The organism is Bacillus sp. H1a (assembly GCF_000633475.1).
Lineage (GTDB): Bacteria > Bacillota > Bacilli > Bacillales > Bacillaceae_G > Bacillus_A > Bacillus_A paramycoides.
On the sequence record NZ_AYMH01000021.1, the window covers coordinates 95,814 to 110,282 of the forward strand.

Sequence of the window (14,469 nt, forward strand, 5' to 3'; positions counted from 1 at the left end):
TTATGAACTTATTATATGAACTTTTGTCGAAATATGCAAGCATTATTTACTTACGACAATTTCATGACATAGGAAAAATTAAGCAAAACGGAATTGACTTTAAATGAAACAAAACATATTATAAGTTCATAAGAACTTTTTATAATTTTGGAGGTGAAAAGATGGAAACATTTCATCTCACACGAAACGAAATGGCAACGCTCCTTCTATCACTAAGAGGATGGAATGCGAAAAAGCCTCTCGGTATTTTACAAGAAGCTTGGGCAAAGTCACATAAAAAAGATATTGAAAGCGGACAAAGCGTCACAGCTTTTATTACAACCGCACTTTCACCTATTTTTGAAAAACTGATTAAGATTGACGATACGGACGTCGGTTTTTCTTTAAACGAAATAGTTGCGCTTGGCAATCAGATTGAAAACACGAGTTTCTCTGTAACTGCTATGCAAAACTGGGTGAAACGAGATATAAAAGAAATGATTGGCTCCCCTCAAAAAGGGAAGAAATATTCAATCGAACAAGCAGCCTTACTTTTCATTGTTGAAGATTTAAAAACAGCGCTTGATTTTGAATCTATTCGTAAACTATTACGACTCATCGTAAATGACCCGGCCGATCGAAGTGATGATTTAATTAACCCTGTTCATTTATATGTTGCTTATTCCTCTTTATTTGAAGAACTAAATCAAGGGAATTGCATACAACTAAATGCTACAGATACAATTCATACGATTGAAAATATTGTAAAAGAAAAAGCTGATAAAATCGCAAGTAAGTTCGATCAAATAAATAACGAACAACGCGAAGCAATTCGTAACGCTATTATTATCGCTACACTCTCTGTACATACCGCATATGTACAAATGCTAGCGAAACGATATGTGACAGCAACTTTGTTTTTACAAAATTTAGATGTGAAACCATAAAAAACAGGAGCAAATTTGCTCCTGTTTTTTAATTTCTATACTATTTTGCCCTCCTTACCTCTTTGCATCTCGTACATTTTCAACTGATTCTCTACATACGATTCAGTTTTTTTGAAACCAGCTTTCTCATAACATCGAATTGCCCTCTTATTATCTTCCCTAACTTGCAACACAACCGCTTGTATATCAGGGTCTAAAAATGATTTAGTGATAAAATAATTTGTAATCTCTGTTCCAAGCCCTTTTGAATATAAATTTGAGACGCCAATCAAGATTGAGTACTCCATCACATATATCTCGTCATTTCTCTTCTTTTTTAATCCAACTCTCCCTATTACTTTATCCTCTACTACGATCACATAATAACTTGCATAAGATCGGGACAGTTTTTCAGTCCAATACTTTCGAAGTTCTTCTATTGTATATCGTTTGAATGGTTTCACGTCCGCAATGTTATGTAATTCTTCGTCGTTATACCATTCTAATATAATTGGTAAATCATCCATTTCTAATAAACGTTCATGCCAATCCATATTTTCACCTCATCTACTTTTCAAATTACTACACCTAATTAAATTGAATACGCGTATTCTTTTATTGGCAAATTCACTATGTCTTGAATGTAAAATGATCGTTCTATAATATCTTCTAACCGACCATTCCTATGAACATAAATACCACCCACGTATGAACTATAAGCCTTCTTTTCAGTTATTACCGCCAAAGTGCCATTTCCCTTTTTAAATTCACCCTCTAGTCCTTTTTCAAATGATAAACTTTTGGATGTTGAAAAATAAAGCTGGATTAATGCCGCTAATTGTACATCATCTGATTTTGCGAAGCGCTTTATTTCATTTGAAATCATTTCATCTTGTAACGGAAGAAAGTCCTTTACCTCTAAATTCTCTTCTTTTTTGTATGCCCTTGCTGTTTAATATAGGCCAATCTTCGAAATGCTTTAGTATCGATCAATTGTATGATATCTCTATCGTGAATAGTAATTGGTCCGTAAATAGGATCTGTAAAATGCATAACTTCTCCCCCTTTGTAAATCCAACACTTACATTATTACACAAAATTTTCAGTCTACTAATCCCTTACCTTCTTTTTAAATATGAGAAATTTTTAATATTTTTTTCATTATCTCTTCATGAAAACTCAATTTATATCGTTTACTATAAATACAAGGAAAATAAATACGAGACATAAAAAAGTATTGAAATGGCAATATGTTCATTAAATAAGGTATAATTTGCATATAGTAAACTTTTTATGTTGTTAAATAAAAAGAACTTTACTCGAAAAATTTATGAACTAGAAGGTGCAACAATGTTAAGTAGTTTTATTCATTCAGTATTAACGTTTTTTGAAGGATTAGGTTATTGGGGCATTATGCTTGGACTTATGATTGAGATTATTCCAAGTGAAATTGTCCTTGCTTATGCGGGATACTTAGTATCAACTGGAAGTATCTCATTTGTAGGCGCAGTTATATTCGGTACCATTGGCGGAATCATTGCCCAAGTCTTTATTTATTGGATTGGACGATACGGTGGTCGCCCTGGCTTAGAACGTTATGGGAAGTATATTTTCATTCATAAAAAACAAATTGATGCTGCTGAAGATTGGTTTAATCGATACGGAACTGGCGTAATTTTCACTGCACGTTTCATTCCTGTCGTTCGTCATGCAATTTCAATTCCTGCTGGGATTACAAAAATGCCAATTTCACGTTTCATTACTTTAACAGGGCTTGCGATTATTCCTTGGTCTATCATTTTCATTTATTTAGGTGAAAAACTTGGAGAAAACTGGGGTAATATAAATGACGTTTCCGGACCATATGTGAAATCTTTCGCTATTGGCGGAGTTGTTCTTATTATTTTATATTTCGCGATAAAAATATGGTTAAAAAAACGTAAAAATCTTGCTTAAAATTCTAAATAAAAACCGCTATACATTCAATTAGAATAATAGCGGTTTTTATAGTAGGCTTCATTTTTTTTTAGAAATTGTATAATTTCTTCTTTATGTTTTAAATCATGTTGAATGAGTGATGAAAAATAATTGTTTAATCTCACTCTTTTTGTGCCGAATTGGTAGCCATCATTAAAATTCCGGGCAGGAATTTGATTAATTTGATCAACTAATTGTTTTCGGGTGAAAATAAACTGATCTATTAGTTCTTCTTTAGAAATACCAGATCTCGCATATTTCATTGCACTCTTGTTCATTTCTTCCACATCTGTTGGAACATCAGGTACATATTGCGATCCTATAAAGTACAATATTCTATATTTCATTAAAAACTCATCCCACACTATAAAATGTGAAATCACATCCGCAGTTCCCCATGAACCTTTTTTAAATGATTGAAACCATATATCATCAGATATACCCTTCAATGTTTGGCACCATTCTATTAGGCTTAGCTTTTCTTCCAGAATCCTTTCTTTCTCCATAATTCACTCCTCTTCCACACTTATAATTCATTCATATTAATGACTTCTAGATATTTCATTAAAACCCTCCAGTTTAAGATTTACATGGATAAGTTACAATTCATTTGCAACCTCGTATAGTAACTTAAAAAGGAGCGATTTCCCTATGCATTGGCAGCAAAAAGTATCATACTTAATTGGTCGCCCTGTTGGTATTTCTCTCATTAATGGGCAAGGGACTTCCGGCGTTTTATGCGGCGTACAAAATAATCAATTATTTCTTTACGAATACCTTTACCAAGCTCAGTTCGCCATGAAACATTATGACTTTAGACAAATTCAAGATATACATGCCTTTCCAAATTGTCCGCATCAGAATCCTTCATATTAAAAAAACAGGAACGGCTTTATCGCCATTCCTGTTTCCATTGTTTATACATTATTTTTCAGAGTAAAATTTCTGCACTGCTTCATCAAAATAGATCCAGCCTTTCCAGCCTAAATGAATTGTATCTTTTAAGAAATACTTATCATATTCATGGCTAGAAAAATCGACTACTGGGTATCCGGCTTTCTCGACTTGCTCGCGAACCTTATTATAATACACATCACGGCGTTCTTTTGGGAAACCAGCGTAATCATACCACGGTCCGTTTACAGGTACAGAAATAAAGAGTGGTTTTACATTTTTTTCTTTGAAAAGATCTAAAACAATTTGTAAGTCATCATATTCTGGTGATTCATCATACGATTCATTTGCTCTAAAGTTTTTTAAAGCTTTTAACTTTTTCTTTAAATTATGTTTATAGTAATACGGATTTTCTATTCCGAATGTATTTGTTGTGGATTCCGCCTTACCTTCTTGTTCCGCTTGTTTACGTGCATCTTCCCAAGAAATTGAACGCAGTCCCGTATTTGTTTTCTCTTTCATTGGTTCGATCTTAAATAGAGAATTAAATAAATCTCTATGATCTAAAATATTCCGGTACATATATGCTAGCGGTTTAGCTAGTCCAGCTTTGACGTTATGTTTTGTATCGTCATATACAATGCTTTCTAGCGAACTACTTAATATCGCATCTTTACGAACAACTTTATAATCTAGTAAACGTTTCGCAATTTTCTTCTTCATTTCAGGATTAATTTCATCATTAAAAATAAAATGATATGCTTGTTGTTTAGAAAAATTATTTGAAAAGTCCCCTTGTGATACACCCGTTTTTGTAAACCATTGTGGTGAAAGAACAAAGACTACTTTTTTACCTTCTAATTCATCCATTGTAGACGTCATATTTAAAATATGAGCCAAGCTTTGCGTACCGCCAGTTCCTATTAGAAATGGTGTAAAACCTGCAGGATTTACTTTGAAATAATTAGACGGATGATATGCATCCATTCGTAAAAATTCCGATGAACCATACATCGGTAAATACTGCGAATTCCCTAACATTTTCTGCTGTAGGAAAACACTTTGTAATTTCTCTTTTTGCAAAGAAGTTGCCGCATCTTCAACCTTCTTATCGCTAATAAGTGATACTAAACTTTTAGATGGGATAAGCAATATAATGAAAAAGAGTAAACACGCTAAAATAATTGGACCAAAAGCATGCTTCATCTTCATCGGTGATTCCTCTTTCCATTACTAATAAATTGTAACCCTTGTTTTTGACACGCCATCATTTCTCTCCTTTTTCTATATACATGTTCCATTCTATTTATCTATTATTTACATGTATGTATTTCCTTCCTTCGCTCTATTAAGCCCTATAATTAAAGCGTAAGAAAATGTTTCCAAAGAAACATGTTAATTATACAAGATTCTACATAAATTTCACACTGGAATTTTAGTAATAATTTTATTTTTAAGCGATAAAAAAACATATAAAATGTCTATAACTCATTAGAATATGTACAGAGTTCAAAGTAAGATAATAAACGCCCACTATGGTCAACATCGAAAGTATATGTAAATCCTTGCTTACGCAAAAGTTTCTTTGAATTCTCATTTGCTATTTTCACTCTAGCGATTATTCTTTTTAGATTCATCGCCTCTGTTGCATATTGAATGGTTGCATCTACTGCTTCAATCGCATATCCATTACCCCAATACTCAGGGTCAAGGAGATACATAATTTCTGTTTCCCCTGTTTCATCTACCTTTCTTAAACCACAATGTCCTAATAGCTGGCCTGTTTCATTTTTGAATAACAGCCATACACCAAAATCATACTGTTCCCAATGCAATATAAGTTGACTAATATAATCTTTAGTTTCGTCTAGTGACATACCTCTTGATTTAGCAAGCCATTGACCAACCGCTTCTTTATTCAAAATATTATACAATTGATCAACATCCTCTAAATTTGGTCTTCTCATGAACAACCTTTTCGTATGCATTACTTTCCCCTCTACAAATACAGACATAATCCCCCTCCTAATACTGTTTACAGACTAGTAAATTATACCATGAACTACCATCCTGCTTTAACTAAGAAAAAAACAGACTATCAATACATGACGTCTGTTTTTCTCTTACCTTATTTTTGTATGTCCGCCCATTTTAAGCTTGTTGCTGGACCAAATTGGTGAACATATAAATCTTTTACGTACGGTTTTTGTAAGTAAGATAGTCCGCGCTGGAATACTGGTGCAATTACTGCATCATCAAGAAGTACTTTTTCAGCATCTTGCATTGCTTTCCAACGAACTTTTTCATCATTACCTAATTCTGTTTTAATCTTCTTAATTAGCGCATCGTATTCTGGATTTGCATACCCTGTATTATTAACGGTACTTCCCGAAAGGAAAACTTCTAAGTATGTCATTGGATCTGGATAATCAGGTAGCCAGCGTGATAACGACATTTCATATTCTTTTTTCTTCTCTAACGCTAGTTTTTGAGTATGTGGTTGTAATTTCACATTTACTTTTAGCCCTGGTAAGTTTTTCTCAAGCTCTTCTTTAATATACTCTCCTACTTTTTTAAAGTTTTCTAAGTCATAGTTTAAGAATTCTAACGTTACTTCATTTGTTCCCGTCTCTTGCTTTGCTTTTTCCCAATATTCCTTTGCCTGTTTTACGTTCGTCTTATTAAACTCTCCAGCCGTATCTCTAAAATCTTTCTTATCTGGCCCCTTTAAAAATCCTTTCGGAACGTAGTAGTTCGCAGCTACCGAACCATCATTTAAAAACGAGGTTGCAAGTCCCTTCTTATCAAAAACTGTGCTAAGTGCAAGACGTGCGTTTTTATTTTTAAGAATCGGTACATTTTCATTTAAACGGAAGAAATACATAACTGGATCTGTATATTGTTTCAGTTCTTTATTATTTTTATATTTATCTACGAATTCTGTAGAAATGACAGCTCTATCTACCTTATCTGTTTCATATAAATTTACCGCAGTTGAAATTTCTTTAACAATTTGGTAGTTTACTTCATCTAATTTCACTTCTTTTTTATCCCAATATTTATCGTTTTTCTTCATTGTAAAGCTCGCTTCGTGCTTCCACTCTGATAACGTAAACGGCCCATTATATATCGCTTTATTCGCCTCTAAGCCATATTTATCGCCTTGCTCCTTCGCAAACTTTTCATTTATTGGATAGAAAGACGGTAAAATTAATAGCTTTGTAAAATATGGTACTGGATGTTCTAACTCAACAACAAACGTTTTATCATCTTTTGCTTTCACACCTAATTCTTCTAATCCTAATTGTTTCTTATTTATCTTTTCCGCATTTTTCACATCGTACGCAATATATGCATATTGAGAGGCTGTATCTGGATTAATAAGTTGCTTCCAAGCATATACGTAATCATGAGCTGTTACTGGATCACCGTTAGACCATTTCGCATCACGCAAGTGGAAGGTATATGTCTTTCCATCTTTACTCACTTCATATTTTTGTGCCCCAGCCTGAATCACTTCATCATTTTTCGATAAACGGAATAATCCTTCCATAACATTGTTTAAAACATTAAACGAAACTGCATCTGTTACTTTCCCTGAATTCAATGACGGAATTTCACCCGTTTCTAATAATTGTAATACTTTCTTCTCATCTTTCGGCTTTGTAACTGTTTTTTCTTTCGCACAGCCTACTAAAAATGAAGAGACAAGTAGAGTACTAACTAATGAATAACGAACAACCTTTTTCATATTAAGCCCCCTATCTTTTTCAAGGTAAGTAACGACGAGCACCAGCGTATTCTTCTATATATCCTAGTTTATTTAGCGGAATAATTTCTACCGATCTTTCAGCTCTTGGTGAATGAATTATATTGCCATCACCAATATACATTCCAACGTGATGAACACTACCTTTTCCTCGATCATGTGCGAAGAATATTAAATCTCCCTTTTGAAGATTTTCCTTATCAACTGCGATTCCTGCTTTTGACTGTGGCCCCGAATCTCGCGGGATTGTAATACCATGCGATTTATATATCGTATGAGTAAATCCTGAGCAATCAAAGCCAAACCCACTTGTACCAGCCCATATATACGGTAATCCTAAAAACATCTTACCAGTATTTATTAGATCATCAGCTGTTGGCGTAGGAATATCATTTTGAGAACGGTGAACAGTTCCATCTTTCTTGCGTAACCACGCCTTCTGACCATTTGGTAATAGTACGCGGTACGAAATAGTATCTTCACTTAAAAGTGGTAACCGCGTATTATAACTTACCTCAAGTGATTTATGTTTTTCAGAAGGATTTATATATAAAATAGCTGTCGGTTTTGTAATTAAAACGAAGGGCTGTCCTGCCTTATCTGCAAATTCTTGATTATACGCTAATTGTTTTTCAGGCATCCATCCGGGGTATCCTTCCTCATTTCGCGGCGTTGGCTGTCCATGCACTAGCACTTTCACCCAATCACCTCGTTTATCAATTACAGTTACTTCTTGACCGAGTAACGCTTGCGTTTCTAATTTATTTGCGTTTGTTAACCAAAGTTTCTCATCTAGTGTCATTGATTTCGTCCACTTCCATAAATCAACAGGATTACTTGCACTAGGTGCATCAATTGGCCGAAGTGAATCGGGTGCAGTCCATAACGTTGCAGTCGATACGTCTATATACGCTTTATTTTCTTTCCTCTCTTCAGCGTTCGCCGCTGTAAACGATGAAAAAATAAATAATGTTGTTAATAATGCAGTCCCCGCTTTTTTCATACATATCCCCCTTAAAAGATAGTTTGCTAGACACTACTTCTAAGACTTTATATTCACTGCAGAATGCAGGTTTACCTTTGGACCTGTGTAAGTCATTCCTTCTGGTTCTTCTACTAACCATAATGGTGCATCAAGATCAAAGTAATGAATATTCGGATGAGCCGCAGCTAAATGCGACACAGCGCTAACTGAAAGTGAAGATTCCATCATACTTCCAACCATACATTTTACACCAGCTGTTTCTGCAATATCCGCAATTCGCCAGGCTTCTCGTATACCGCCGCATTTCATTAATTTAATATTAAGTAAGTCTGCATATCCTCCTTGGACGAGCTTTAACGCATCCCTTGCTGAAAAGATGCTTTCATCTGCCATAATAGGCGTTTGTACATTATCTTTCACGTATTTTAATCCATCCCAATCTTTCGCATGAACAGGTTGTTCTACAAATTCTATATTTAAATTTCTATTCTCCATTTCTTTAATGATTGAAACCGCTTCTTTCGGATTCCATCCTTGATTTGCATCTAAACGTAACGTCGTATTTTTTGGCACTACATTTCGAATTGCCTCAATGCGTTCCAGATCTAAATGTGCCTCTTTACCAACTTTAATTTTTAATGTTTGGAATCCTTTTTCTATATGCTTTTTCGCCTCTTTTGCCATTAATAATGGTTCATCCACACTTACAGTAATATCCGTATAAATCTCTTTCTTTCCACCTAGTAATGCGTATATAGGTATACTATGAAATTGACAGTACAAATCGTATAAAGCCATATCTACCGCTGCTTTCGCACTTGTATTTCCTACGCAGCTCATTTGAATGTGTAACAATAACGTTTGAAATTGCAGTATGTCTCTATCAACTAATGCGGAACGAATTGATCCTAATATTGCCTCCTCAATCCCGCTGGCGAAATCACCAGTAATAACTGGTGTTGCTGCCGCAGCTCCTTTTCCGACAATCCCTTCATCTGTATGAATAAACACATCTATACTTTCAATTTCCGTTACGGTACGAAGCGCTGTTTTAAACGGTGTATGAAGCTTTACACGTCTACGATTTACTTTTACATCGATAATTTTCATTTTGTTCATCCTTTCGTTGTCCAACAAAAAAATCCAGCCATAAGAAGATTCTTACGGCTGGATTTTGTCTATGAATGTGTAGACAAAGCAGCAATCTGATTATATTTTTTCTGCGCATCTTTTAGCGCTACAAGTAGCGCCTTTTGAGACGAACCGAAATATCGATTTTTTATTTCTGTTACTAACGCTGGGTCATTAATATTTTTATGTAGAAACAAATATTTAACAAATTGAGATGTTAATGCAATTGTCGCTGAGCAATCTGCATCTACAATTTCCCCTGTATCCTTCTCAAGTACAAATGCTACAAAATAACTTTTGAACTTTTCGGTAATGGGATTATTTTGAGGTGCTTTCGCATCCCCTACGACGTAAATTGTATTTGATGCGTACACAGCTATCTTCCTTTCTTATACGAGGATAACGGTTTTCTTAGCAGGCGTATGAGCTATTAACTCAACGTTGATTAAAAAATATATCCGCTTACCTTGTATTATATACAATTGACAGAATTTTAACAATATTTATCCCGGCATATTAATTATGAAAATCTCTTAAAACAATTGGAAATGGCTCACACTCCTCATTTTTACAATATGTCATCACTCCTTGTACCATGACATTCATACTACAAACTCCTTCATTCATACATAAAAAACAGTTAGCTATCGCTAACTGTTCCACCACTTCACTTCGGCAATACGAATATTGTTTCGTTTGACTTAGAAAATTGATACTCTTTTCTCGCAAACTTTAATATCTCTTCTTCATTATCGGTTAAATTCTCAATGTTAGTCTTTAAAGAACCTTGATCTTTCTCTAAAGAAACCAATTGTTTCTTTTGATCCGTAATTGTATCTTTTTTTTCATTTATTATTTCTTGTTGTTTCGTTAAAATATATTGAACGTACAAAGTAGTTACAGCGATAAAAATGAACATGAAAATAAAACGCCTTAACTTCTTTTTATTTATTGCTCGGTTGGCATTAGGCTGTGATAGTTGCTCTGGTATATTAGGAATATTTACTCTTTTGAGTTTCCTCATTTTCAAATCCCCCTAACCCATATTTTTCACTGCCATCGGCACGATCTTATTAACTTAAATTCTATTCTTATAAAGTAAGCTCCTTCACAAAAAAATCTCATAAATTAACCAATTAGAGATAGCGTTCGACGACATTTCCCTATTCAAAATGAAAATTTTTATTTATGCTGCAATAAAATAGTAGTTTATGTTATTCTTTTCCCTCTATTGTAGAAAACATTTTCACACACATTCATCCTCCCCTTTGCATACCGATGTTATAACATGCTTACAAGGAGGAAAAATGATGCACTACCGTACATTAGGTAAAACCGGAATTACCGTTTCAGAAATTGGCTTTGGAGCGTGGGCGATTGGTGGTGATGAATGGGGACCCGTTAACGATTCGCAATCTATAACCGCTATGAAAAAAGCAATCGAATGCGGTGTAAATTTTATTGATACTGCTGATGTATATGGACTAGGTCATAGTGAAAAATTAGTAGCACAGGCAATAAAAGACTACCGTAATAATATCGTTTTATCAACGAAAGGCGGACTCATTGGGCATCACTATGATCCAAATGGAGAGCCTGTTTATAATACAGCTGAAAAAGTAATCGCGGTATTTGACACTAGTTTACTGCGCCTCCAAACAGACTATATAGATGTTTATTTCTGTCATATTTGGTGGGATAAACAAGAAGAAACAGATGCATTTTTACGCGCATTTGAAATATTAAAGCGGGACGGAAAAGTAAGAGCTGTAGGTGTTTCAACTCATGACCTACAATATATAAAACACTTCAATAAACACGATGCAATTGATGTTGTGCAACTTGATTACAACATATTAAACCGAAAACCAGAAAACGACATACTGCCATACCTAAAAGAGAATAATTTAGGAGCTGTTATACGCGGTCCTTTAAAAATGGGGATATTAACTGGAAAATTCACAAACGCAACAACTTTTCCTGATGGAGATTTACGCAAAGAATGGCCAAAAGAAGCTTGGTTTCAAGAAGATTTACAAAAAGTAGAGAAACTACGATTACTCTCAAATGAAAATCAAACTTTAGGGCAACTTGCACTTCGTTATGTCCTCAATCATCCAGCGGTATCGGTCGCAATTCCTGGTGCGAAAACAGAAAAGCAAGCGAAAGAAAACGCAGGTGCGTCAACTCGCCCCCTTTTTACAGATGAAGAGTTAACATATATTCGTTCACTATAGAACAAGACCAGCTGCTGGAAATACTCAGCAGCTGGTCTTTACTTTTAATATTTTAAATCAATATCGTATTCCATTCTTTTCGCAGTTTCTTCAGCAATCCGAGCACCCAACAAATTTTTCACAATGTGAAATGACATGTTAATTCCGGCCGAAATTCCACCAGACGTAATAATATGCCCCTCATCGACAAACTTTACATTCTCTAATACTTCCACATTCGGAAAATCATTTCTAAAATTTTCAATACTTGCCCAATGTGTTGTCGCTTTGAAGCCATCGAGTAATCCAGCTTTCGCAAGTAAAAGCGCGCCGGTACAAACAGAAGTCATTAACTTTACTTCTTTCATTTGCTGACGGATCCAATTTATTATTATTTCATTTTTCATTTCGTTTTCTCTAGCACCTAACCCACCAGGAATAATTAAAATATCAACTGGAGGTAAGTCTTCGATACTATAATCTGGTTGTACCTTTAATCCATTTCTCGCTGTAATCATTTCTCCATCTTGACTAACAGTATGAACTGTAAATGGTTGACCTTCACTTGTTGTTGTAACGGAAAAAACTTCAAATGGGCCCGCAAAATCTAACACTTCCACTTCATTAAAAAGAAAAACCCCTACCTTCCAGTGGCTAATCATAAGCTCACTTCCTCTTGCAAATGATGTAATAGAGATTCATGCCCTTTTTCTAAAGCAATATCATATGCGGTTTTCCCATCATTTTTCTTAATCATTTTATTAGCACCCTTTTCAAGAAGTAATATAATGATTTCTTCATTTCCAAATAACGCTGCTTCATGAAGTCCTGTCCAACCACCACTTTGCGCAGCATTCACATCTGATCCCTTTTCAATTAAGAAAGCTACAAGCTCGCTTTGCTTATTCGCAATTGCTGCTTGAAGTGGTGTATTTTCATTTTCGTTTTTTGCTCTAATATGTATATCCGCTCCCTGTTCTAAAAGGAAACTTGCAATTTCTTTCTGTCCAAAATAAGCAGCTAAATGAAGCGGTGTCCATCCATCTTCACTATATGAATTTACAATACTTTGATTCGAGTTTATTATCTCCACTACTTTTTCTTTTTCCCCGCTTATAATAGCTTGTGATATTAATATGATTTGTTCCATAATGAGCCTCCACTTATAAAGATATTAAGTATTCTTTATATAATTTCTATTAATAATCACATGTTCCTTTCAAAATACATAAGTTTACATAATAATATTATTTTTTAAATTTGTTATACCAATAAAAAAACAATCCCTCAAACGAATGGATTGTTTTTGAATTTCATTTTTATTATCACGTGAAAATTTCATTATTTTTACTTATAACAAATTAGCATTAATAAAAATGAAATGAAATTATATATTTAGCAGTCATGAACTCTTTGTATATCGAAACCGATTTTCACTTAAATCAAAAGTTTTTTATCATTTGAAAACAAAAATACAATTTATCCTTACGTTTGAAAAACACATATGTAGCAAACTTCTATAACAGTACTCTTATCATACTAATCTATAACAATTCTGCCTTCTTCCCTTACCAGTATCTTTTAATACATAAGACTTCATAACGAGCGCTGTTAGCGAATCCGTTAATGTTTTATATGATAAATTCGAAAGAGCTAATAGATCGTTCGTATATAACATTCTATGCTTCTCTAATAATAATAGTACTAATCGTTCTGACGGTTTTAATGTTTCATCACTTTCTAGTATAAAATCTATATTTTTCATATTCCTTACATCTTACTCCTTATATAAAAAAATGATTTTAGTAATTATTTAATATAAAAATACTACACAACAAATTCGAAGGTATATTAAAATAACACATCACCCAAACACTATTATACTATAACATAAAAAAGACATTTCCCCAAATTGGAAATGCCTTTTTATATCTATTTCTCTTTTTTATATAATTGATAAGATTGTTCTAGCCCTTTATTATATTTCGTATTATTATCTGTCCATTCTCCTCCTAAATTTCCTGGCCATCCTGATGTATTAGCAACATATTTAAGTAAATCCCAATCCTTCAATCCTTTTTTCACACCGCGTTCATATGAATTAACCATGTTAGAGATTGCTATTGTTGCATTTATTTTCGAGTCTATTAAGCTCTCTTCTGATAATTGTGCTGGTGCTAAACCACCACGATGTAATTGGAATAATCCGAAAGATGTTCCATCGTCCCCTATCGCTTTTCGATTAAACTTTGTTTCATGATCAGCAATTGATAGTGGTATCCAATCTGGAATACCATACCTCTTTGCCACTTCACTAATTACTTGTTTATTATTTTTAATCTCTTTCTGCTTTTCATAGTTGGTATAAATTACATAACTTAAAGTAACTAACGTAAGTAATAAGATTATATATTGTAACGCTTTTTTCATCATTTCATCTCCTGCTTTGTGTATGTTTCACTTTCTACATACACTATAAGACTTTTATGTGACATTCATTTGACGAAATGATATTAATTATATGCAGTTACCTTTTTAACGAATTTACCGAAAGAATTCTCCTTCCTCAAGCGTGTGAAGGGCGCTAGCCCA

The 14,469-nt window shown here is 33.9% G+C and carries 19 protein-coding genes and 1 pseudogene; 4 read left to right on the forward strand and 16 right to left on the reverse strand.

All coding sequences use genetic code 11. The features are described from left to right. The first annotated feature begins 161 nt into the window (after window positions 1-161). Window positions 162-926, forward strand: a complete 765-nt coding sequence (locus tag U860_RS0111080; protein WP_025148580.1) for a DUF1836 domain-containing protein — start codon at window positions 162-164, stop codon at window positions 924-926. Between the two features lie 35 nt (window positions 927-961). On the opposite strand, the gene U860_RS0111085 is transcribed toward U860_RS0111080, so the two are convergent. The 3 genes and pseudogenes from U860_RS0111085 to U860_RS36825 all read right to left on the reverse strand — a co-directional run bounded on the left by U860_RS0111085 (window position 962) and on the right by U860_RS36825 (window position 1,958). Further along, window positions 962-1,459, reverse strand: coding sequence for a GNAT family protein (locus U860_RS0111085; protein WP_025148581.1), 498 nt, complete (start codon window positions 1,457-1,459; stop codon window positions 962-964). Between the two features lie 38 nt (window positions 1,460-1,497). Continuing rightward, window positions 1,498-1,827, reverse strand: a pseudogene (locus U860_RS31395) (metal-dependent phosphohydrolase); the annotation flags it as partial. Next, the gene (locus U860_RS36825) at window positions 1,824-1,958 is read right to left on the reverse strand and encodes a hypothetical protein (protein ID WP_275887050.1); all 135 of its coding nucleotides are present in this window, start codon (window positions 1,956-1,958) and stop codon (window positions 1,824-1,826) included. The gene U860_RS36825 and the pseudogene U860_RS31395, both read right to left, overlap by 4 nt. A 297-nt stretch (window positions 1,959-2,255) precedes the next feature. Here U860_RS36825 and U860_RS0111095 point away from each other — a divergent pair, with 297 nt between their 5' ends. Beyond that, a complete protein-coding gene (locus tag U860_RS0111095; protein WP_025148582.1) occupies window positions 2,256-2,861 on the forward strand; it encodes a DedA family protein in 606 nt (201 codons plus the stop codon). Window positions 2,862-2,887: 26 nt separating this feature from the next. Here U860_RS0111095 and U860_RS0111100 read toward each other — a convergent pair whose 3' ends face one another. Then, window positions 2,888-3,388, reverse strand: a complete 501-nt coding sequence (locus U860_RS0111100) for a DinB family protein (RefSeq protein ID WP_025148583.1) — start codon at window positions 3,386-3,388, stop codon at window positions 2,888-2,890. Between the two features lie 145 nt (window positions 3,389-3,533). On the opposite strand from U860_RS0111100, the gene U860_RS0111105 reads away from it, so the two are divergent. Then, window positions 3,534-3,758, forward strand: coding sequence for a hypothetical protein (locus tag U860_RS0111105; RefSeq protein WP_025148584.1), 225 nt, complete (start codon window positions 3,534-3,536; stop codon window positions 3,756-3,758). A 48-nt stretch (window positions 3,759-3,806) separates the two neighbouring features. On the opposite strand, the gene dltD is transcribed toward U860_RS0111105, so the two are convergent. From dltD to U860_RS0111145, 8 genes are all read right to left on the reverse strand, one after another. After that, window positions 3,807-4,988 (reverse strand): D-alanyl-lipoteichoic acid biosynthesis protein DltD, encoded by a 1,182-nt coding sequence (gene dltD, locus U860_RS0111110; protein ID WP_025148585.1) that lies wholly within the window; start codon window positions 4,986-4,988, stop codon window positions 3,807-3,809. Between the two features lie 269 nt (window positions 4,989-5,257). Next, on the reverse strand, window positions 5,258-5,791 hold the full coding sequence (locus U860_RS0111115; protein WP_025148586.1) for a GNAT family N-acetyltransferase: 534 nt from the start codon (window positions 5,789-5,791) through the stop codon (window positions 5,258-5,260). Between the two features lie 113 nt (window positions 5,792-5,904). Continuing rightward, window positions 5,905-7,527 carry a peptide ABC transporter substrate-binding protein gene (locus U860_RS0111120; RefSeq protein WP_025148587.1) on the reverse strand — a complete coding sequence of 541 codons (1,623 nt, stop codon included), beginning with the start codon at window positions 7,525-7,527 and terminating at the stop codon, window positions 5,905-5,907. Window positions 7,528-7,546: 19 nt separating this feature from the next. Then, complete coding sequence (locus U860_RS0111125; protein ID WP_025148588.1) at window positions 7,547-8,548, reverse strand: C40 family peptidase; 1,002 nt, start codon at window positions 8,546-8,548, stop codon at window positions 7,547-7,549. 39 nt (window positions 8,549-8,587) lie between these two features. Next, entirely contained in the window at window positions 8,588-9,640 is a 1,053-nt protein-coding gene (locus tag U860_RS0111130) for a dipeptide epimerase (RefSeq protein ID WP_025148589.1), read from the reverse strand. 68 nt (window positions 9,641-9,708) lie between these two features. Continuing rightward, a complete protein-coding gene (locus U860_RS0111135; RefSeq protein ID WP_002012954.1) occupies window positions 9,709-10,035 on the reverse strand; it encodes a DUF3870 domain-containing protein in 327 nt (108 codons plus the stop codon). A gap of 142 nt (window positions 10,036-10,177) precedes the next feature. Beyond that, on the reverse strand, window positions 10,178-10,390 hold the full coding sequence (locus tag U860_RS36985) for a hypothetical protein (RefSeq protein ID WP_050447211.1): 213 nt from the start codon (window positions 10,388-10,390) through the stop codon (window positions 10,178-10,180). Next, window positions 10,329-10,685, reverse strand: a complete 357-nt coding sequence (locus tag U860_RS0111145) for a septum formation initiator family protein (RefSeq protein WP_025148590.1) — start codon at window positions 10,683-10,685, stop codon at window positions 10,329-10,331. Before U860_RS0111145 ends, U860_RS36985 begins: the two co-directional genes overlap by 62 nt. Window positions 10,686-10,971: 286 nt before the next feature. Here U860_RS0111145 and U860_RS0111150 point away from each other — a divergent pair, with 286 nt between their 5' ends. After that, on the forward strand, window positions 10,972-11,898 hold the full coding sequence (locus U860_RS0111150; protein WP_025148591.1) for an aldo/keto reductase: 927 nt from the start codon (window positions 10,972-10,974) through the stop codon (window positions 11,896-11,898). 44 nt (window positions 11,899-11,942) lie between these two features. Here U860_RS0111150 and U860_RS0111155 read toward each other — a convergent pair whose 3' ends face one another. The 4 genes from U860_RS0111155 to U860_RS0111170 all read right to left on the reverse strand — a co-directional run bounded on the left by U860_RS0111155 (window position 11,943) and on the right by U860_RS0111170 (window position 14,310). Beyond that, window positions 11,943-12,539 carry a DJ-1/PfpI family protein gene (locus U860_RS0111155; RefSeq protein WP_025148592.1) on the reverse strand — a complete coding sequence of 199 codons (597 nt, stop codon included), beginning with the start codon at window positions 12,537-12,539 and terminating at the stop codon, window positions 11,943-11,945. Beyond that, complete coding sequence (locus U860_RS0111160; RefSeq protein WP_025148593.1) at window positions 12,536-13,027, reverse strand: ankyrin repeat domain-containing protein; 492 nt, start codon at window positions 13,025-13,027, stop codon at window positions 12,536-12,538. The genes U860_RS0111155 and U860_RS0111160 overlap by 4 nt, the downstream gene beginning before the upstream one ends. A gap of 384 nt (window positions 13,028-13,411) precedes the next feature. Beyond that, a complete protein-coding gene (locus U860_RS0111165; protein ID WP_002172334.1) occupies window positions 13,412-13,642 on the reverse strand; it encodes a hypothetical protein in 231 nt (76 codons plus the stop codon). A gap of 167 nt (window positions 13,643-13,809) precedes the next feature. Continuing rightward, window positions 13,810-14,310 carry an invasion protein gene (locus tag U860_RS0111170; protein WP_025148594.1) on the reverse strand — a complete coding sequence of 167 codons (501 nt, stop codon included), beginning with the start codon at window positions 14,308-14,310 and terminating at the stop codon, window positions 13,810-13,812. Window positions 14,311-14,469 lie beyond the last annotated feature (159 nt).